This window comes from Dongia sp. (genome assembly GCF_041905885.1).
Lineage (GTDB): Bacteria > Pseudomonadota > Alphaproteobacteria > Dongiales > Dongiaceae > Dongia.
This window is the reverse complement of sequence record NZ_JAYRKD010000011.1, coordinates 62,924-82,600: the sequence shown is the minus strand read 5'-3', so window position 1 is coordinate 82,600 and position 19,677 is coordinate 62,924. Positions and strand designations below refer to the sequence as shown.

17 protein-coding genes are annotated in these 19,677 nt (G+C 66.9%); 7 read left to right on the top strand and 10 right to left on the bottom strand.

Annotated elements, in window-relative coordinates:
- Positions 1 to 33 precede the first annotated feature (33 nt).
- Positions 34 to 1,068 (bottom strand): BMP family protein, encoded by a 1,035-nt coding sequence (locus ACH2CY_RS13290; RefSeq protein ID WP_395019737.1) that lies wholly within the window; start codon positions 1,066 to 1,068, stop codon positions 34 to 36.
- A gap of 170 nt (positions 1,069 to 1,238) precedes the next feature.
- The gene (locus ACH2CY_RS13285; protein WP_395019736.1) at positions 1,239 to 3,941 is read right to left on the bottom strand and encodes a diguanylate cyclase domain-containing protein; all 2,703 of its coding nucleotides are present in this window, start codon (positions 3,939 to 3,941) and stop codon (positions 1,239 to 1,241) included.
- Positions 3,942 to 4,146: 205 nt separating this feature from the next.
- Between ACH2CY_RS13285 and ACH2CY_RS13280 the strand changes: the two genes are divergently transcribed.
- Positions 4,147 to 5,223, top strand: a complete 1,077-nt coding sequence (locus ACH2CY_RS13280; RefSeq protein ID WP_395019735.1) for a patatin-like phospholipase family protein — start codon at positions 4,147 to 4,149, stop codon at positions 5,221 to 5,223.
- A 9-nt stretch (positions 5,224 to 5,232) separates the two neighbouring features.
- Here ACH2CY_RS13280 and arfB read toward each other — a convergent pair whose 3' ends face one another.
- Positions 5,233 to 5,658: an alternative ribosome rescue aminoacyl-tRNA hydrolase ArfB gene (gene arfB / locus ACH2CY_RS13275; protein WP_395019734.1), complete on the bottom strand. Its 426-nt coding sequence runs from the start codon at positions 5,656 to 5,658 to the stop codon at positions 5,233 to 5,235.
- Positions 5,659 to 5,851: 193 nt separating this feature from the next.
- Here arfB and ACH2CY_RS13270 point away from each other — a divergent pair, with 193 nt between their 5' ends.
- The 5 genes from ACH2CY_RS13270 to ACH2CY_RS13250 are packed head-to-tail and all read left to right on the top strand — an operon-like array spanning position 5,852 to position 10,433.
- Positions 5,852 to 6,601: a DUF4129 domain-containing protein gene (locus ACH2CY_RS13270; RefSeq protein ID WP_395019733.1), complete on the top strand. Its 750-nt coding sequence runs from the start codon at positions 5,852 to 5,854 to the stop codon at positions 6,599 to 6,601.
- On the top strand, positions 6,598 to 7,914 hold the full coding sequence (locus ACH2CY_RS13265; protein ID WP_395019732.1) for a DUF4350 domain-containing protein: 1,317 nt from the start codon (positions 6,598 to 6,600) through the stop codon (positions 7,912 to 7,914). Before ACH2CY_RS13270 ends, ACH2CY_RS13265 begins: the two co-directional genes overlap by 4 nt.
- Positions 7,889 to 8,839, top strand: coding sequence for an AAA family ATPase (locus ACH2CY_RS13260; RefSeq protein ID WP_395019731.1), 951 nt, complete (start codon positions 7,889 to 7,891; stop codon positions 8,837 to 8,839). Before ACH2CY_RS13265 ends, ACH2CY_RS13260 begins: the two co-directional genes overlap by 26 nt.
- Before the next feature lie 39 nt (positions 8,840 to 8,878).
- Complete coding sequence (locus tag ACH2CY_RS13255; RefSeq protein ID WP_395019730.1) at positions 8,879 to 10,204, top strand: DUF58 domain-containing protein; 1,326 nt, start codon at positions 8,879 to 8,881, stop codon at positions 10,202 to 10,204.
- Positions 10,205 to 10,217: 13 nt separating this feature from the next.
- On the top strand, positions 10,218 to 10,433 hold the full coding sequence (locus tag ACH2CY_RS13250) for a hypothetical protein (RefSeq protein ID WP_395019729.1): 216 nt from the start codon (positions 10,218 to 10,220) through the stop codon (positions 10,431 to 10,433).
- A gap of 11 nt (positions 10,434 to 10,444) precedes the next feature.
- Here the strand turns inward: ACH2CY_RS13250 and ACH2CY_RS13245 are convergent, their stop codons facing one another.
- The 7 genes from ACH2CY_RS13245 to ACH2CY_RS13215 all read right to left on the bottom strand — a co-directional run bounded on the left by ACH2CY_RS13245 (position 10,445) and on the right by ACH2CY_RS13215 (position 18,058).
- Positions 10,445 to 12,586 (bottom strand): malate synthase G, encoded by a 2,142-nt coding sequence (locus ACH2CY_RS13245; protein ID WP_395019728.1) that lies wholly within the window; start codon positions 12,584 to 12,586, stop codon positions 10,445 to 10,447.
- Positions 12,587 to 12,644: 58 nt separating this feature from the next.
- Positions 12,645 to 13,970, bottom strand: a complete 1,326-nt coding sequence (locus ACH2CY_RS13240; RefSeq protein WP_395019727.1) for an NAD(P)/FAD-dependent oxidoreductase — start codon at positions 13,968 to 13,970, stop codon at positions 12,645 to 12,647.
- Positions 13,964 to 15,001, bottom strand: a complete 1,038-nt coding sequence (locus ACH2CY_RS13235; RefSeq protein WP_395019726.1) for a C45 family autoproteolytic acyltransferase/hydolase — start codon at positions 14,999 to 15,001, stop codon at positions 13,964 to 13,966. Before ACH2CY_RS13235 ends, ACH2CY_RS13240 begins: the two co-directional genes overlap by 7 nt.
- Positions 14,998 to 15,684 carry an amino acid ABC transporter permease gene (locus ACH2CY_RS13230; RefSeq protein ID WP_395019725.1) on the bottom strand — a complete coding sequence of 229 codons (687 nt, stop codon included), beginning with the start codon at positions 15,682 to 15,684 and terminating at the stop codon, positions 14,998 to 15,000. Before ACH2CY_RS13230 ends, ACH2CY_RS13235 begins: the two co-directional genes overlap by 4 nt.
- Positions 15,681 to 16,340 (bottom strand): amino acid ABC transporter permease, encoded by a 660-nt coding sequence (locus ACH2CY_RS13225; RefSeq protein WP_395019724.1) that lies wholly within the window; start codon positions 16,338 to 16,340, stop codon positions 15,681 to 15,683. Before ACH2CY_RS13225 ends, ACH2CY_RS13230 begins: the two co-directional genes overlap by 4 nt.
- 6 nt (positions 16,341 to 16,346) lie before the next feature.
- Positions 16,347 to 17,117 carry an amino acid ABC transporter ATP-binding protein gene (locus ACH2CY_RS13220; RefSeq protein ID WP_395019723.1) on the bottom strand — a complete coding sequence of 257 codons (771 nt, stop codon included), beginning with the start codon at positions 17,115 to 17,117 and terminating at the stop codon, positions 16,347 to 16,349.
- 71 nt (positions 17,118 to 17,188) lie between these two features.
- Complete coding sequence (locus ACH2CY_RS13215; protein ID WP_395019722.1) at positions 17,189 to 18,058, bottom strand: substrate-binding periplasmic protein; 870 nt, start codon at positions 18,056 to 18,058, stop codon at positions 17,189 to 17,191.
- 188 nt (positions 18,059 to 18,246) lie between these two features.
- Between ACH2CY_RS13215 and ACH2CY_RS13210 the strand changes: the two genes are divergently transcribed.
- Positions 18,247 to 19,623, top strand: a complete 1,377-nt coding sequence (locus tag ACH2CY_RS13210) for an MmgE/PrpD family protein (RefSeq protein ID WP_395019721.1) — start codon at positions 18,247 to 18,249, stop codon at positions 19,621 to 19,623.
- Positions 19,624 to 19,677 lie beyond the last annotated feature (54 nt).

The window sequence follows — 19,677 nt, the reverse complement described above, 5'->3', positions numbered from 1 at the left end:
GAGGGGAATGTGAATGACGTGTCGGTGAGGGAATCAATCCGACGGCGGGGTGTTCTCGTCGACGTTGACGCGGAAGCTGCCGTCGAGGATCGCCGCCTGCTTGTCCGCAACCAGCTTCTTCACATCGGCGGGCAGCTTCGAATCCCAGCCATGGAACGGCGCCAGATAGGAGCCGTGCTTGGCCATCAGGGAGAAGGCGCCGAAGTCGGACGCCGTGTAGGCACCGGCCTGCACCTGCTTCACCGCCGCCTGCACCGTCGGCCACATGTCCCAGATCGGTCCGGTGATGACGGTGTCGGGCGCCAGCTCGGACTGGTCGGACATATTGGAGATGGCGAGGATGCCCTTCTCCTTGGCCGCCTCGATCACGCCGAAGCGCTCGGCATAGATCACGTCGACGCCGGCGGCGATCTGCGCCAGGGCCGCTTCCTTGGCCTTGGGCGGGTCGAAGAACGAGCCGATGAAGGTGGTCTTGCGCTTGACGTTCGGGTTCGCCTCGCGGGCGCCCTGGTAGAAGGCGTTGGTCAGCCGCGCGACTTCCGGGATATCCATGGCGGCGACGGTGCCGACCGTGTTGGTCTTGGTCATCTTGCCGGCGATCAGGCCGCAGAGATAGGCCGGCTCGTGGATCCAGTTGTCGAACACGCTGAAATTGGGATCGACCGGGCCGGAGCCGGAACCGAACACGAAGGCGACTTCGGGGAATTGCTTGGCGACCTTGCGGGCCACCTCTTCCGCGGCGAAGGCGTCGCCCATGATCAGCTGGGTGCCGCCGCGGGCATATTGCCGGAGCACGCGCTCATAGTCGGAGGACTCGACATGCTCCGACCATTTGTAGTCGATGCCGAGCTTCTCCTTGGCCTGCATCAGGGCCACGTGGATCTGGTGCACCCAGGGCTCCTCGACCGGCGTCGCGAAGACCGCCGCCACCTTCAAGCCCTCTGCCGCCCGAGCCATGCCGCCGAATGCCGTCAGCGCCGCCGCCGAGGCGACGCCGGCCAAGGCCTGGCGCCGGGTGAGCAAAAACTGCGCGCGCGAAATCTCGATCCGGGTTTCCGGCTTCTTCATCTGGCCTCTCCTGTCACAAGGCCGGCGGCTGGCCCGCCGGTCCGATGATGTCCCGAACGCTCCCACTGGGGGTGATTGGCGGGCATCACTTGGGAGAAAGCTTACGAGCGGGGAAAATCTTTGTCCATACGGTCAAGGTTTTCCACAGGGCTGCCCCGACATCGGTCCGGTCAGGCCATGCGGCGCAGCGCATAGCGGTCGCGCCCCGCGCCCTTGGCATCATAGAGCGCCATGTCCGCTTCCTTCAGCATCCCGGTAATGGTCGCGGCGTGGCCGGGTGGAACGACGGCGATGCCGATGCTGGTGGATATCCTGAGCTCCTGCGCCCCGATCGTGACCGGCAGGCGCACCCGCTCCAGCAGCGATTGCGCGACGCGCTTCGCCACGTCCTCGGCTTCCGGCGCGGAGATCAGGATCACGAACTCGTCGCCGCCCTGGCGCGCGACCCGGTCCGAGGCGCGCACCACGCTGCGGATCCGCTCGGCGAAGACCTTCAACAGCTCGTCGCCGATATCGTGGCCGAGCGTGTCGTTGATCTGCTTGAAGCGATCGATGTCGAGGTACAGCACCGCGCCGCCGCCCTCGCCGGCCTTCCAGCGCTGGGCCAGGTCCTCCATCGCCTCGGTCATGCCGCGGCGGTTCAGCAGCCCGGTCAACGAATCCGTATGCACCTCGCGGCTCAGCGCCAGCTCGCGCTTGTGGCTCTCGGTGATGTCCCAGGCGATCGCATAAAAGCCGTCGACCTTCCCGTCGGCGTCATAACTCGGGATGTAACGCTGCTCGACGTAGTGGGTGACGCCACGGGCGATCATCGGCCGGACGAAGGCGACCTCGTTGCCGGTGAGCGCGCTGTCAATCTGCGGCTTCACCACCTGGTAGATCTCCGGCTCGACCACGTCGGTGATCTTCTGGCCGACCAGGCTTTCGGGATCGACCCCGAACATGTCGCGATATTCCTTGTTGCAGTAACGGTAGCGCTCGTCCTTGCCGACATAGGAGACCAGGGCCGGCACCGCGTCGGTGATCGCCCGCATCACGCTGGAGGCGCGCTCGAGCTCCTGATGCGCGCGTTCGGTTGCCGCCTGGGCCGCCATCAGGTCTTCCAGCAGCTTGGCCAGCTCCCGCTCGCGCTGCTTCTGCTGGGTGATATCGGTGCGGATGCTGACGTAATCGCCGCCGTCGGTGCGGCGATGGCTGACCAGCACCCAGCGGCCATCGGTGAAGGCGCCTTCCCCGAAATAGGGCTCGCTGCTCTTGAACCGCGTCAGCCACTGCTTGACGAAGGACTCGACCTCGGCGCTGGACGAGACGCCCGGATACTCGCCCCGCTTGGCGCCGTAGCGCAGGATCTGCTCCAGCGAATTCCCCGGCAGGAAGGCCGAGGCGCTGGCCGGATAGAGCTCGAGCATGCGCTGGTTGACGAGCCGGAGCGTGAGGTCGCCGTCAAGCAGCATGAAGCCTTCGGGGATGTTCTCGATCGCGTCCCGGATCCGTGCCTCGGCCACTTTGAGCGCGGTGATGTCGGTCCAGACCCCGACATAGCCGCCGTCGGCGGTGCGCCGCTCGATCACGCGCATCCAGCGGCCGTCGTTCCACTGGATCTCGACCGGGGTCGGCGGCGGGTTGCGGTGCACCTCCAGCCGCCACTTGATCCAGTTCTCGCGGTCCGGTTCCGCGGCGGCCGCGGACAGCTTGCCGTAGGCGAAGGCCCGGGTCAGCTCGCCGAAGGTGTGGCCGATCGGGTTGCCGAAATCGGCCTCCTGCTCGGGGTTCATGAAGCCGGCGTTGTAGATCAGCAGCCGGTCCTCGGAATCGAACAGCGCGAAACCGTTCTCCATCGCATCGACCGCTTCCTTGAAGCGCCGCTCGTTGCGGGCGATCGTGTTCTGCAGGATGCGCTCGGTGCTGACGTCGCGATAGACGGCGACGCCGCCATGGTCGTGGCCCTGGTCGTCGATCAGCGGCCGTCCGACCGCGGAGAGCAGGCGCGGGCCGGCCGGGGCGTCGAGGAACACGATCTCCGGCACCGTGCTGGGGATGCCGGCGACCGCGCGCACCAGCGGCAGTTCCTCCAGAGGAAACGGCGTCTTGCCGTCGCCCTTGGTGGTGCGGGCGAAGCCGACCAGGTCCGGCTTTCCGCCGCCCGTCACCGAAATTCCGGTCAGCTGCTGGGCAGCCGGGTTGGAAAGGACGATCTCGCCCTTGTGATTGGCGACCACGACGGCATCGCCGATCGAGCGGAAGATGGTCTGGAACATCGCCGCCTGCTCGCGCAGCTCGGATTGCAGCCGGGCGTGCTCGTCCTCGTTCTGCAGAGCAAGGCCCAGGATCATCGTGCCCAAGGGCGAGACCAGCACCAGGGGAACCAGCAGCGCCATCAGCGACTGCTCCGATCCTGCGGGATTGAGCAGCGCAAAGCTCAAAGCGCCGGCGAAGACGACGGCGAGCCCCAGTGCCAGCAGGGACCAGAGGTTGATACGGAAGCCAAGTCGCGCCTTGAGCGCCATGTAGAGGAAGCCCAGCGCCACCGCGGCGACTGCCGCGGCGCTACCGGCCAGCGCGCCCTGGCCGCCCAGCCAAAGCCGGTAGAGAACGGTGATCGCCAGCGTGATCCCGGCCGCGATCGGGCCGCCGAACAGCACGACCAGCGAGGTCATGATGTTGCGTCCGTCGACATAGACTCCCGCCATCACCTCGATCCGGAGCGACATGGCGAGCACGGCGCCGACGCCGAACACGATCCCGATCGCAACCGGACGCCAGCGCGCGGGCAGGAACGCGCCCCGCGTCACGGTCGCATAGCCTCCGACCACGAGCGCGAACAGGCTCACGTTCTGCACGAGATCGAGAGTGACGGCGCTGAGAGAGACCATCTGCCTATCCGAAGCCCCAAACCGAATCAGGCTAGGAAATCAGGGTTAACGCCGGCTTAATTCAGGCCATAAGTCACAGGAAAACAAGCCTGATCCTGCCGCAAGCCGATAAAACCCCAACGATCGAAGCCCCGGCATCATCCTTTACGCAATGGTAACGCCGGTCGGCGACAATGGCCGATCTTCGCCACCAGCAGGTCGCCGCTTGGACGGATTGAGCCCCACCGCGCCGCATCAGCCGCAGGACCAGGCGCCGCGCGCGTCGCGTCCGGGGGTGAAGCATATCAGCCTGGCGCTGCAGGGCGGCGGCTCGCACGGCGCCTTCACCTGGGGCGTCATGCACCGGCTGATGAGCGAGCCCCGGATCTACATCGACGGCATCAGCGGCACCAGCGCGGGCGCCATGAACGCCGCGGTCTTCGTCGACGGCTTCCTCAAGGGCAAGCGCCAGGGCGCCATCGATGCGCTGGAGGCCTTCTGGAATCGCGTCGCCGAGCTTTGCCCGATCCCGCGCACCTTTCCGCGCGGCATCCCCGGCATGTCCGAGGGCTGGGCAGTGGACGGCGACCCGACCTTCATGATGGTCGATTTCATGACCCGGCTCTGGTCGCCGAAGCAGTTCAACCCGATGCAGCTCAACCCGCTCGGCGACATCCTCGAGGACCTGGTCGATTTCGAGAACCTGCGGGCGCATCCGGAGGTGAAGGTCTTCGTCACCGCCTCCAACGTCCGCACCTGCAAGTCGCGCCTGTTTCGCACCCCGGAGCTCACCGCCAAGACCCTGCTCGCCTCGGCCTGCCTGCCGCTGCTGTTCGAAGCGGTCGAGATCGAGGGCGAGTTCTATTGGGACGGCGGCTATCTCGGCAATCCGGCGATCTATCCGCTGATCAACGAATGCGCCAGCAGCGATGTCGTCATCGTGCAGATCAATCCGATGAACCGGCCTGACGTGCCCGAGACCGCGCGCGACATCCTGAACCGCATCAACGAGATGACCTTCAACGCCAGCCTGGTGCGCGAGATGGCCGGTATCACCGCGATCACCCAGCTGGTGGAAAGCGGCAAATTGAACGACGACCGCTATGTCGCGGTCCGCTTCCACGAGATCGGCGCCGAGATCGAGCTGGCCGAGATGGGCGCCCTCTCGAAGATGAACACCGAGCGCGCCTTCCTCGAGCACCTGCACCGCCTGGGCTACGAGACCGCCGACCGCTGGCTCACCGAGAACTTCGACCGCCTCGGCTGGGAAAGCACCCTCGACGTCGGCGCCCGGTTCGGGTGATATCCCGCTTCAGTCATCGAACCGCGGCTTCGAGCCGCGCAGCTTCTTCACCCCCGAGCGCTTGGCCTTGCCTTCCAGCCGCCGCTCCTTGGCACCCTTGCCGGGCTTGGTCTTGATGCGCTTCTTCGGCTGAAACGCCGCCTTTTTCAGCAACTCAACCAGCCGGTCGACCGCGTCCTTGCGGTTGGCCTCCTGGGTGCGGAAGCGCTCGGCGGTCAGCACGATGACGCCGTCCTTGGTCATCTTCGTCCCGGCGATCGCCTCGAGCCGGGTCTTCACCCGCTCCGGCAGCGAGGGCGAGTGACGGGCGTCGAAGCGGAGCTGCACCGCGCTCGAGACCTTGTTGACGTTCTGCCCGCCGGCGCCGCTCGCGCGGATGAAGGTCTCCTCGATCTCGTCCTCGCGGATGGAAATTGTGGCGGTGACCGGAATCATGATCGGCTCGTGTTGTGAAATCGTGGCGGCGGCGCGAGTCGCGGATTCCCGCGAAGGCCGCCGGGCCGCGATACTAGGTCGGCCCCCGACCTATTCCTAGTGTACCATTCCTGGTGGCATCGCCGCGCGAAACATGGTTGGATCGCGCGGCCGCCCTTGTCGGGCATGGGGCCGCGCGGCTGAGCTTGTGTCGATGGCATTGAAGTCTGGGTCCTCGTTTCCGAACCGCCTCCCCGCCGGCTGGCGGCCGATCTGGTTCGGCGCGCTCGCCGCGGTCCTGCTGACCGCCGCGTCGCCGGCGCCGGCCGAGGACGCACAGCAAGCCGTCGATTCCGCTGTCGAGAGCGACCAGATCCAGCGCGATCGCGCGCGGGATTCGCTCGAGAAGATCGAGAAGCAACCCGACATCCAGCACAACCCGCCGGTGCCGCGGCCCGAAGAGCCGCCGTCGCGCCTGTGGCTCAACCTCGCCTGGCTGCCCTACATCATCCTGGCCGTGATCGCCGTCGCGCTGGTCTTCGTCCTGGCGCGCTACGCCGGACAGCGCTACGCCGCGCGCAACACCGCGGCCGCCAAGGCGGCTGCGCCGGTCGCCACCTCCAGCGTCCTCGCCAGCCCGGAACCGGAGCGCGACCGCACCTTCGATGAGGTGGATGCGCTGGCGGAGTCCGGCGCCTTCACCGAGGCCGTGCATCGCCTGCTGCTCCTGGTGCAGGAGCGGCTGAGGAGCCGCATCGAGCACGGCATCCAGGCGTCGCTGACCAGCCGCGAGATTCTGCGCCGCGCTAGGCTCTCGCAGGAGGGCTCCACCGCCTTCGCCACCCTGGTGGCCGCAGTCGAGATCAGCCTCTTTGGCATGCGTGACGCCAATGCCGCGACCTATGCGCTCTGCCGCGAGCATTCGCGGCGCGTGCTGGCCGCCGCGGCGGAGGCGAGCGCATGACCGCCACCGCCGCCAAACGCCCCGGCCTGCGCGGCAGTTCCGCCGGGCCCTTCCCGCTCATCACCCTCATCCTGGTGATCGTGATCGGGGTCGGGGCCTTCTTCACCGCGACCTACCTGGAGATGTTCGGCAACGGCGACGGCGAGCCCCTCACCAACCAGCACAATGTCTACTCGCGCTCGGCGATCGGGCACCGTGCCTTTGCCGCCGCCTTGCGCAACCTCGACATCCCGGTCCAGGTCAGCCGCTTCCAGAGCCTCGAGCGGGCCGGCTCCGGCAGCCTGCTGCTGATGATCGAGCCGGACTTCAGTCCCGAGACGGGGCCGCAGATCGGCAAGCTGCGCGACCTGCCCCAGGCCTTGCTGGTCCTGCCGAAATGGGCCGGGTTCACCGACTTCAAGAAGCCGATCTGGGTCGGCCGGATGGACCTGCTGCCGGAGGACGAGCCTAAATCGGTGCTGCGCGCGGTGCTGCGCGACGCCGTCATCCAGCGCGACACCGGCAGCGCGGAGATCGACGCGCCGCATTTCGGCGGCACCATAAGCCTTGCCGATCCACAATACATCCTGGCCGGCTCGGTGCCGATCGAGCCGATCCTCACCAACGCCGGCAAGATCCTGCTCGGCGCGGTGAAGAGCGGTTCCGGCACGCTCTGGATCCTGAGCGATCCCGACCTGCTGTCGAATGCCGGGATCGACGAGATGGACAACGGCGTGGTCGCGATCTCGGTGATCGATGCGCTGCTGCCGAAGGGCGGCACCGTCATCTTCGACGAGACCCTGCATGGCTTCGAGCAGCGGCCGAACCTGATGCGCACCCTGCTGAACCCGCCCTTCCTGCCGATCCTGATCGCGATCATCGTCACCGCTTTCGTGCTGGCCTGGGCCGGGATCGCGCGGTTCGGCGCGCCGCACCCCGAGACCGAAGGCCTCGCCGCCGGCAAGCTCACCCTGGTGAAGAGCGCCGCCAAGCTGCTGCAATTCGGCACCAGCGCCGGCAATCTGCTCTCAAGCTACCGCCGCCTGGCGCTGTCCGATGCGATGAACGAGCTGCACGGCCCCAACGGCCTGGACGAAGCGGCGCAGGCGGCCTGGCTCGACCGCGCCGCCGCGCATCGCGGCCTCGATCTTCGCGTCGCTCCCGTCCTGGAGCGGATCTCGCAATCCGGGCGCATCGACGCCACGCGCGCCTTGCGCTTCGCCCACGAACTCTATCGCTGGAAACAGGAGATTGTGCATGGAACCGTCGTCGTCCCCCGCGGGAGACGTTTCGCCCGCGGCGTCACAGTTGACGGAGCTCAGGGCCAGCGCTGACCGGCTGCGCGCCGAAGTGGCGAAAGCGGTCGTCGGCCAGGACGACGCGCTCGACTTGCTGCTGGTCGCCCTCTTCTCCGACGGGCATATCCTGCTGGAAGGCGCGCCGGGCACGGCGAAGACCCTGCTGGTCCGAGCCTTCGCCGCGGCGATGAACTTGAAGTTCGGCCGCATCCAGTTCACCCCGGACCTGATGCCGGGCGACGTGATCGGCACCAATCTCTTCAACTTCCAGAGCAACACCTTCCAGTTGGTGCGGGGCCCGATCTTCACCCAGGTGCTGCTGGCCGACGAGATCAACCGCACCCCGCCGAAGACCCAGGCGGCCTTGCTCCAGGCGATGCAGGAGCGGCAGGTGACGATCGACAACACCACCCACGACCTCGGCGCCGGATTCATGGTGATCGCAACCCAGAACCCGATCGAGCAGCAGGGCACCTATCCTTTGCCGGAAGCGCAGCTCGACCGCTTCCTGTTCAAGCATCTGATCGGCTATCCCGCCCGCGAGGAAGAGCTCGCCATCGTCACCCGCCACGGGACCCACGGCGCCATGCCGAAGCTGGAGACGCTCGGCATCCAGCCGGTCTTCGACCTCGCCGCCCTGGAGCAGGCCCGCCGCGCGATCGAGGGCGTGCGGGTTTCGGCCGAGATCGTCGCTTATATCGTCGATCTGATCCGCGCCACCCGCGAGCATCCCTCGCTGCAATACGGCGCATCGCCGCGCGCGGCCAGCATGCTGGCGCTGGCTTCGCGCGCCTTTGCCGCACTCCAGGGCCGCGACTACGTGATCCCCGACGACGTGAAGCATCTCGCGACCCCGGTGCTGCGGCACCGTGTCGTGCTCTCCCCGGGCGCCGAGATCGAAGGCCTTACCTTCGACCAGATCATCGGCCAGATCATCACCGCGACGCCGGCGCCGCGATGATAATTAGCCCGATGAGAATCAGACTGTGAGGTTCAGGCGGTGATCTTCCCGACCGGCCGCGGCATAGCCTTCGTGGCGGCGGCACCTCTGGTGGCGCTGCTGCTGGCGGCGCTCACGCCGAAACTCTGGCTGCTCGGCCCGGCCTATCTCGGCGTCGTGATCCTGGCGCTGGTCGGCGACTTCCTGCTGGCCATGCCGCGCCGGCGGCTCGGCATCGCCTTCGATCCGCCGGACATGCTGTTCGTGGGCGAGACCGCAACGGCGACGCTCGACCTCACCCCGGACGGCGGCCGGATCCCGCGCCTGATCGAGGCCACGATCGACCATGGCGCCACGGTCGAGATGCCGGCGCTGCTGCAGATCCCGCTCGAAGGCCGGCAGACCATCCGCACCGAGATCCCGCTGCTGCCGCGCCGCCGCGGCACGGTGCCGCTCACCATGCTCTGGCTGCGCTGGACCGGTCCTTATGGGCTGATCCGCATCCAGGTGAAGCAGCCGCTCGACGCGCTGCTCAAGGTCGTGCCCAACATCCGCGCCGTGCGCGCCGCGGCGATCGCGCTGATGCGCCAGGATGCGAGCTTCGGTATCAAGGACCAGCGCCAGTTGGGCGACGGCTCGGAGTTCGACGCCTTGCGCGACTACCAGCCGGGCTTCGACCGGCGCGGCATCGACTGGAAGCACTCGGCGCGCCACCGCCGTCTGGTCTCCAAGGAATTCCGAAGCGAGCGCAACCACCAGATCATCTTGGCGCTCGATACCGGCCACCTGATGCGCGAGCCGATTGGCGGCATCCCGCGCCTGGACCACGCGATCAACGCCGCGCTGCTGCTGAGCTATGCCTCGCTCAAAGGCGGCGACCGAGTCGGCCTGTTCGGCTTCGACGCCCGGGTGCGGCTGCGCGCCGAGCCGCTGGGCGGCGTGGACCGCTTCCCGCGCCTGCAGCGCATGACCGCCGAGCTCGACTATGCCGCCGCCGAGACCAACTTCACCCTCGGCCTCACACTGCTCTCCCAGCAGCTGCAGCGCCGCTCGCTGATCGTGCTGTTCACCGATTTCGTCGACACCGTCACCGCCGAGCTGATGGTGGAGAACCTGGGCCGCCTCTCCGGCCGGCATCTGGTGCTGTTCGTCACCCTGCAGGACCCCGAGTTCCGCGCCATCGTCGACGCCGCCCCGGATTCGATCTCCGGGTCGATGGAAGCGGTCGCCCGCTCGGTCGTCGCCGACGAGCTCCGCAAGGAGCGCCTGGTGGTGTTCGAGAAACTGCGCCGCCTCGGCGTGCAATGCCTGGAAGCACCCTACAACCGGGTCGGCACCGACCTCATCAACCGCTACCTCGCCATCAAGCAGCGCGAGATGATTTGAGGGGGATCAACGCGTGAGCTACTTCATCGGCCTCGCGACGGGTTTCTTGGTCGGCTTCTTCGTACCGACCCGTGTCATGATGCTGTGCCTGGTTCCGGTGGCGGTGATCAGCGTCAATATCGGCACCGCGATGATTTTCCACAACGCTCTGAGCGTGGCCGGCCCATTGATCGGACTGGGCATCGCCTATCCCACGGCGCTGTCGATCAACCGCTTCATGCACGACTGAGTGACGCCGCCTCAGTTCCCCGCCTTGACCCGCAGTCGCGCGGCATGGAGCAGCGGCTCGGTATAGCCGTTGGGCTGCACGCGCCCCTTGAAGACGAGGTCACAGGCCGCCTGAAAGGCCGCCGACAGCGCAAAGTCGGGCGCCATCGGCCGGTAAAGCGGATCGCCGGAATTCTGCCCATCCACCACCACCGCCATCCGCTGCATCACCGCCATGACCTGGTCCTTGCTGCAGATGCCGTGATGCAGCCAGTTCGCGATATGCTGCGAGGAGATTCGCAGGGTGGCGCGGTCTTCCATCAGGCCGACATTGTTGATGTCCGGCACCTTGGAGCAGCCGATGCCCTGGTCGATCCAGCGCACCACATAGCCGAGGATGCCCTGGGCGTTGTTCTCGACCTCGCGCAGGATCTGCGCTTCGCTCCATTTGCGGAACGAGGCGACCGGGACGTCGAGCACCGCGTCGACATGCGCCCTCCGCCCGCCGGATGCGTGCTTCGCCTGCACCGCGAAGACATCGACCTTGTGGTAATGCAGCGCGTGCAGCGTCGCCGCGGTCGGCGAGGGCACCCAGGCGCAATTGGCGCCGGCCTTGGGATGCTCGATCTTTTGCTCGAGCATCGCCGCCATCAGGTCGGGCGCCGCCCACATCCCCTTGCCGATCTGCGCCTTCCCGGAGAGGCCGCATTCCAGGCCGATATCGACATTGCGGTTCTCGTAGGCGGTGATCCAGCCCTTGCGCTTGATGAAGTCCTTGCGCGAGAACGGCCCCGCTTCCATCGAGGTGTGGATCTCGTCGCCGGTGCGGTCGAGAAATCCGGTGTTGATGAAGGCGATGCGGTGCTTGGCCGCGCGGATGCATTCCTTCAGGTTGACCGAGGTGCGGCGCTCCTCGTCCATCACGCCGAGCTTCACGGTGTATTGCTTGAGGCCGAGGATGCGCTCCACCTGGGTGAAGGTCTCGTCGGCGAAGGCGACCTCCTCCGGCCCGTGCATCTTCGGCTTCACCACATAGACCGAGCCTGCGGTCGAGTTGCGTAGCGCGCCGTCGCCGCTCTTCCGGAGATCGTGGAGCGCAATCAGCGTGGTGATCATCGCGTCCATCAGGCCCTCGGGAATTTCCTTCCCTTCGGCATCGTGAATCGCCGGCGTGGTCATGAGATGGCCGACATTGCGCACCAGCAGCAGGGCACGGCCCTTGAGCTTGAGCTCGCCGCCGTCAGGCCGGGTGAAGCCGCGGTCCGGGTTGAGGCGCCGCGTGAAGCTCTTCTCGCCTTTCGCGACTTCGGTCGCGAGGTCGCCCTTCATCAGGCCGAGCCAGTTCCGGTAGGCGAGAACCTTGTCCTCGGCATCGACGCAGGCGACCGAGTCCTCGCAGTCCATGATCGCCGAGACCGCGCTCTCGAGCACCACGTCGGCCAGCAAGGCCTGGTCGCGGCTGCCGATCGGATGGGCCCGGTCGAACACCAACTCGACATGCAAACCGTTGTTCTTCAGCAGGACCGAATCCGGCGCCTTGGGATTGCCGCGGAAGCCCACGAACTTCTCCGGCTGCTGCAGCGGCAGGTCGTCCACCAGCAGCGCACCGTCCTTCACCGTATAGCGACGCACATCGGCATGGCTGGTGCCTTCGATCGGGAACGACTCGTCCAGGAAGACGCGCGTGCGCGCCACCACCCGGGCGCCGCGCCCGCGGTCATAGCCGCCCGCCGGGATCGGCAGGCCCATGACGTCGGTGCCGTAGAAACAATCATAGACGCTGCCCCAACGCGCATTGGCGGCGTTCAGCGCATAGCGCGCATTGGTGATCGGCACGACCAGCTGCGGCCCGGCGATGGTCGCGATCTCGGGATCGATCCCCGCGGTCTCGATCTGGAGATCCGGGCCCTCCGGCAGCAGGTAGCCGATCTCGGTCAGGAAATCCTTCTGCGCGGCAATGCTCGCTTCCGGATGCGCCTTCCACCAGGCATCGATCCGGGCCTGCAGCCGGTCGCGCTTTTCCAGCAGCGCCCGGTTCTTCGGCGCCAGCTCCCGGACCAAGCCGGCAAAGCCCTGCCAGAAGGCTTCCGGCTTGATACCGGTATCAGGCAGGGCCTCGCGCGTGATGAAATCGTCGAGGCGTTCGTCGACCTTGAGCCCGTGGCGTTCGATCATCTTCTCTCTCCGATCCGGCGGATTGCGGAGAGCAACAGAGCTCAAGACGGGGGCAAGGTCAAACGACGTTACGTGCACTCCCAGCGGTCGACCCCAGGCGTTCGAATCTGTAGGGCCGGGGATCGACGATCGGCGTTTCGCCCATCACCAGGTCCGCCATCAGGTGGCCGGCCGCCGGTCCGATCCCAAAGCCGTGACCGGAGAATCCGCTGGCGATGTAGAAGCCCGGCAGGGAATCGACAGCGGAGATCACCGGGACGGCATCCGGAGTCACGTCGATCAAGCCTGCCCAGCTGTCGATGACCTTCGCCGCCGCGAATTGCGGGAAGGCGCGCGTGAGGTTGCGGAACCCTTGCCGGAGCACCTGCCGCGAAGGCTGCGGATCGAGCACGCGCACCTGCTCGAACGGCGTCTCGCCATCCAGTTGCCAGCGCCGGGGAACCTGCCATTCCTCGATGAAGCGCCGCCCGACCCGCAGCCGGAGTTCGTGCCATTGCTTGACCAGGCTCGGTAGGAAATCGGCGAAGAAGCGAAAGCTGTCCGGCACGATATGCGCGAGGTTGGCGTTGCGCTGCGCCAGGGTGTAGCCGCCATCCGCGCGCTTGCGAAAGGCGAAGCGGTCGGCGCCAACCGCCGGCCCCGGGCCGGTGAAGGGCGCCGTCCGCATCACCGAGCCCAGGATCTTCAGCTGCGGAAAGCGGATGCCGAGATTGCCGCAGAACAGGCTGCTCCAGGCGCCGCCGGCCAGCACCACCCGGCTGCAGCGGACCCGTCCCCGCTCGGTCACCACTCCCGAGATGGCTCCAGCCTCGGTCTCGATGCCGCGGACGGCGCATCGCTCGATGATGGCGGCGCCCTGTCGCAGCGCCGCATTTGCGATGGCGGTTGTCGCCTGCTCCGGTTCCGCCACGCCGTCGCTGGGCGTGTAGAGCGCGCCGGCCCATCGCCTTGCAGAGCCGGGCAGCAGGTGGTCGATTTCGCGCGAAGCGATCACGCGGCTGTCGACCTGGAAATCCCGCGCCGCGGCGAGCCAGGCCTCGTGCTTCTCGACGTCGCGCGCGCGGTCGCAGAGGTAGAGGATGCCGGTCTGCCGGAATCCGGTTTCGGCGCCGGTACGCGCGTTGATCCGCTCCCAAAGCCGCAGGCTCTCGATGGCGAGCGGAATCTCCGCCGGATCGCGGCCCATCTTGCGGCACCAGCCCCAGTTCCGGCTCGACTGCTCGGCGCCGACCTGACCCTTCTCGCAGAGCGCCACCGAAACGCCGCGCTCGGCCAAGGTCAACGCCGTGCTGGCGCCGATGATGCCGCCGCCGATCACCACGACATCGCAGTCCTTCGGCAGCGCGCCGGCATGCAGGAGCGGATCGACGCGCGGACCTACCATGTGACGGGCTGATAGGAGTCTGCGTCGGTCGGCGCGCCGGCACATAAGTGAAGACTGCGCGCCGCGCAATCGAAGATCACGGAGAAGAGGGTGACCGTCGGCTCTTCCGTCACCGCCGTCCTGGCGACGGCCTCCGGCGCGCCTTCCCGATCGGAGAGCAGCGCCGCGATGGACCGGACGCTGGCTTGCGCCGGCGCCTTGCGCTCCAGGATCGCCTGTCGATGACGGCTCGACGGATAGGTCCGCTGCAACGCCGCTTCCGATTGATCCGCCGCGATCCCGGCATTGAGTGCATGATTGGCGTGCAGCACCGGGCCGACAGTCTGGAGGATGCAAGCCCCTTCCCGCGCAGAGACTTCGATCCCCGCCACGGCGCCGGCGGCGTCGCCCAGCAGATACGAACGGCCGGCCATATGCCGCAGCCCTCGCAGACGTTCCGCGGCGGCGCCGACCGTCTCCTGTTCGAGGATGAGCCGGCGGACGACTTGGCTCGGCAGGCCCGGTCCGGTCGATGACAGGACCAGGTCGTTGTTCACGAAAGCGAGGCCGTGCCGATTGCAACCGACCCAGCCGAGGCCCCCCAAGGAGCCGACAATCGCCTGCTCAAATCCCGCGGGACCGATATGGAGAAACAGCGCAAGCTCCGGCGCGACCTCGGGTGCCGCGTCCCAGTTCTGCGCCACCAAGGCAGCGCGCGGGCCTGCCGCAGCAATCGCCGAGCAGCCGGTCCTGGATCCGTCCCCGAAGAACTCGAATCCGCTGTGCAGCAGGATGTCGACCAGATCGAGCCCGGCACCGGCGGCGAGCCCCTCGAGTTCGGCGGCGGGCGCCGGCGCCTCGGCCTTGATGCGAGGCCAGGCGTCGAGGGCAAGGCCCGCGGCTCGGCGCGTCCGGGCTTCGCCTTGCCCCGCCTTCATCTTCGCAACGGCCGCGGCGACTTCGTGTCGGAACTGCGCGCCATGCTGGAAGCCGCGGTCGAAGGGCGCGCCGCGTAGGGTGATGATCGGCAGGGGCATGCCTGGCAGGGTCATGGGATCGCAGCCGACCGGCTGGCGCGCGCCAGACGGCGCTCGATCCAACGCGCGAGCAGCGACATCGGCCAGGCGACGGCGAAATAGATGGCGCCGACCAGGACGAACACATGCAGCGGCATGAAGGTCTCGGACATGATGACTTTCGAGGTCAGCATCAGCTCGTTGACGGCGATGAGCGCGCAGATCGACGAATCCTTGAGCAGCGAGATGAAGGTCACCAGCAGCGGCGCCGCCATGACCCGCAGCGCCTGCGGCAGCACAATGTAGCGGAACGTCATGAGCGGCGTGAGGCCGGCGGCGATCGCCGCCTCGCGCTGTCCGCGGTGAATCGCCGAAACGCCGCCGCGCAGGACCTCGGCGATATAGGTGCTGTAAACCAAAGCGAGGCCGATCGTCCCCGCCACGAAGGACGAGAAGGCGATGCCGATGCCCGGGAGCCCGAAATAGAGCAGGTAGAGGATGGCCAGGATCGGGACGCAGCGGACGAAGTCGATGCAGGCCCGCGCCGCCCAGCGCGCGGCCTTGGTGCGGCTCTGCCGCGCCAGCTCGAGCCCGATCGCCAGCAGCGAAGCCGCGACGAAGCTCGCCGCGGTCACCGCCAGGGTCATGAACAGGGCCGGGCGCAGCCGCTCCAGCCAACCCGGCGCGTTCTCCAGGAGCGTCGTCAGGAAACCGATCATCGCGACACCGCGAGGCGGCGCTCGACGCCCTGAATCAGCAGGATGAGCGGCATGCAGATCGCGACGTAGAGTGCCGCCGTCAGCACGTAGACCAGCGTGGTCTCGAACGAGTTCACGACCAGGTTGCGCGCCGTGAACATGATTTCGGGCGCGCCGATAGCCGCGACCAGGGAGGTATCCTTGATCAGCTGCACGCCGTAATTCCCGATCGGCGGCAGGGCGACGCGCCAGGCCTGCGGCAGCACGATCAGCCGGAACGCCTTCAGCGGGTTCATGCCCTGTGCGAGCCCGGCTTCGACCTGCCCCAGCGGCACCGATTGCAGCCCGGCGCGAAATACCTCGCTGAGGCTGGCCGAGCCGATCAGCCCCAGTCCCAGGATCGCCGCCGTCATGGATCCCAGCCGCAGCCCGGCATAGGCCAGGCCGTAATAGAGGATGAAGAGATGGGTGAGGCTCGGCACGTTGCGGAAGATCTCGACATAGACCTGGATGCCGAGCCGCAAGGCGCGCGCGCCGGTGAGGTGCCGGAGACTCGCCAGTGCCAGGCCCAGGACGACCGCGACGACGAAGGCGCCGGCGGAGATCAGGACCGTGTTGACGAGCGCCAGAGCCAGCGGCTCCAGCAGGCCGAGGACGGAATGCGGTGCGTTGATCACCCGGGCCTATCCGTGCATCTGGCGCAGGAACTGCTGCAGCCTGGCGGTTTGCGGCCTTGCCAGGATGTCCTTCGGCTGGCCTTCCTCGACGATGACGCCGCCGTCCATGAATATGACCCGGTCGGCGACTTCGCGCGCGAAGTTGATCTCATGGGTCACCAGCACCATGGATCTCCCTTCATCGGCCAGCTCGCGGATCACGGTCAGCACCTCGCCGACCAGCTCGGGATCCAGCGCCGAGGTCGGCTCGTCGAACAGCAGGAGCTGCGGCTTCTGGGCCAGCGCCCGGGCGATCGCGACCCGCTGCTGCTGGCCGCCGGAGAGGCGATCGGGATATTCGTCGGCCTTGGCCGACATATGGACCTTGCCGAGGACCTCGTCGGCCAGGGCATAGGCCTCGGCTTTCGAGAGGCCGCCGACCTTTCTCGGCTGCAGCGCCACATTGTCCCGGACCGTTAGATGCGGCCAAAGGTGAAACAGCTGGAACACCATGCCCATCTGCGTGCGTTGCCGCGCCAGCTGGTAGTCGCTCATATCCTTGAGGCTGCCGTCGGCGCGCGCCGACTGCCCCACCCTGACACCGTCCAGCTCGATGCTGCCACGGCTCGGCCGCTCGAGATAGTTGATGGCGCGGAGACAGGTCGATTTTCCCGAGCCGCTCGGCCCGATGATCGCAAGCTTCTCCCGGGCAGAGACTTCGAAGGAAACGCCTTTCAGGACTTCAAGGGCGCCGAAGGATTTGTGCAGGTCGGTGACGCGGAGGAGCGGTGCCGGCATTTTCTGATTCTCCGGGAAGAGCGCGCCCCGATCGGCGCGCCCTTCCCGTCTTCATTTATACGCGATACGGACTACTGGCAGTGCGGCTGTTTCCAATCGGCCGGGCGATCGACTCCGGCCCGCGGGTTGTCCGCACCCGGCTGGAACCAGACGTTGTCGCTCATGCCGTATTTGGTGCCGATCTCCTTCAGCTTGCAGCTCGACCAGAGCTCGGCCAGCACGGCGTTCATGTCGTCGCGCAGCTTCTTGTTGTCCGCGTTGAGGCCCAGCACGAATTGCCGGCCCTTGCCGGTCAGCATCGGATAATCCGGGTTGTTGTCGGCGAAGGGCGTGAACTCCAGCTTCCAGTCCGGGTTCTGGGCGATGGCGTAGCCCATGACCGGCGGATCGGCCAGCACCGCATCGACCCGGCCCGCGAGCAGGTCGCGCAAGGCGGCATCCGAGGTGTCGTAGAAGGAGAGCTGGATGTCCTTGATCTTCTGCAGCTCGGGGATGAAGGAGAAGCCAGTGATGGTCGCGACGCGCTTGCCTTCGAGATCGGCGAGATGCGACATCGCCTCGCCCTGCTTGTGGGTGATGCCGTTGGCGAAATATTGCGTCGGGTCGGTGAGCGCCAGGATCTTGGTGCGCTCCGCCGTCCAGGCGACATTGCCGCCGAGCACATCCATCCGGCCGGCCTGCACCGAGGCGATCACGCCCGACCATTCCATCTTCACCGGGTTGAGCTTCAGGCCGAGCTTCTCGGCGATGATCGCGAGAATCTCGCCGTCATAGCCGGCGAGGCCGCTTTCCGTCGGCACGATGCCCGGCATCTCGGCCGTCGTCGCGATCGTCAGCTTGCCCGGCTCGACCAGCTTGTAGTCCTCCGCGGCGGCCGGCGACAAAGCCAGTCCGATGATCACCGCGGCTGCCGCGGCTTTCAGCCAAATTCGCTCGTGCATGTTGCCTCCCTTTCAAAGCTGTTCTGACGAGCCGTCAGCGCCGCTCTCCTCCTTATGCCGATGGATGGATTCTTGGAGACCGGCGGGTTTCGTGTTTTCCATCGTCTGCGTCTTATACTTCCATAATATGATAATGACAAGAGTTTAATTTCATAATATGACTATTCGAAACGAAGGAAGGCAGACGGATGACGATCGCGCGGGCGTTGGCGGAGTTCATTGGCGGAAGGACGGAGGTCCCGCCTCCGGCCTTGGAGCATGCGAAGCTGGCGGTGCTTGACCTCGCGACGGCGGCACTCGCGGGCGCGCGCAGCCAGGTTGCGCAGATGTCGCTGCGCGCGGCGCGCAACATCTGGAGGCAAGGATCGGCGCCGGTCTGGTTTTCCGGCGACCGGCTGAATGCGCCCGGCGCCGCGCTGGCCAATGCCGCCAGCGCTTCGGCACTCGATCTTGACGATGGACATCGGGCCGCGGCCGGACATCCGGGCGCCGCGATCATCCCGGCGGTGTTTGCCACCGCCGCCGTCCACCGCTGCAATCCGGAGCAGATACTGCCTGCCATCGTGCTGGGTTACGAGGTCGCGGTGCGGGCTGCCGCCGCCCGCGATTTCTCGCGGCTGACGACCCTGGTCTCCGGCCCCTGGGTCGGCTATGGCGTCGCAGCCGCCGCCAGCTGGCTCCGCGGCCTGCCGCCGGCGACGATCAAACAGGCGCTTGCGATCGCCGGCGCGACCGCGCCCAACCTTTCCGCCATCGCCTATTCGAGGGTGATGGGCAATCACATCAAGGAGGGTATCCCCTGGGCGACGGCTTCGGCCTTGGCGGCGGTCGATTTCGCGGCCGAAGGATTCACCGGACCGACCGATCTGTTCGACAATGACGCGCTGTTCGACCGCAAGACCCTGCTCGACGGCTTGAGCGACTCCCGGGATGAGGAGTGGGCGATCCGCAGCATCTACTTCAAGCCCTATGGCTGCTGTCGCTGGGCGCATGCCGCGATCGACGCCGTCCTGGCGCTGCAATCCCAATCCGGCTTTGCCTTCGATGCGGTCGCCGCGATCGAGATCGACACCTTCTCCTGGGCCCTCCGCCTCAACAACGAGATCGCGCCCAAGACACCGGAGTCGGCGCAATACAGCTTGCCGTTCTGCGTCGCGCTCGCGCTGACCAAAGGTGCCGACGCCTTGATCGAGATCGGTGCCGACGACCTGCGGGATCGCGCCACCATCGCTTTGGCCGGCAAGGTCGCGCTGAAGATCGACCCCGGCTATGACGCGATGTTTCCGCAGCAGGTCCCGTCCCGGGTCCGGGTCAGGATCGGCGCAGCGACCCTGGTCAAGGAGATCGCCGCACCCTTGGGCGAGCCGACCAACCCGATGGACCGGGCGCGACTGCAACAAAAGTTCCGCAGCGTGGCCGCGGGGCGATTGAGTCCGGACCGCACCGAGACTTTCCTGGCCGCTTTCGAGCGGCTCAGCGGCGGCAACGCGACCGCGGTCATGGAGGCGCTGGCCTGCCCGCTTGAAGATCCCCCCTTGAAACTCCCATGGCCCAGCCGGGCCTGATTGGCGTTGTCTCCAAACCGGCGGCCATGTAGGACAGCTAGACCTTGGACAGCG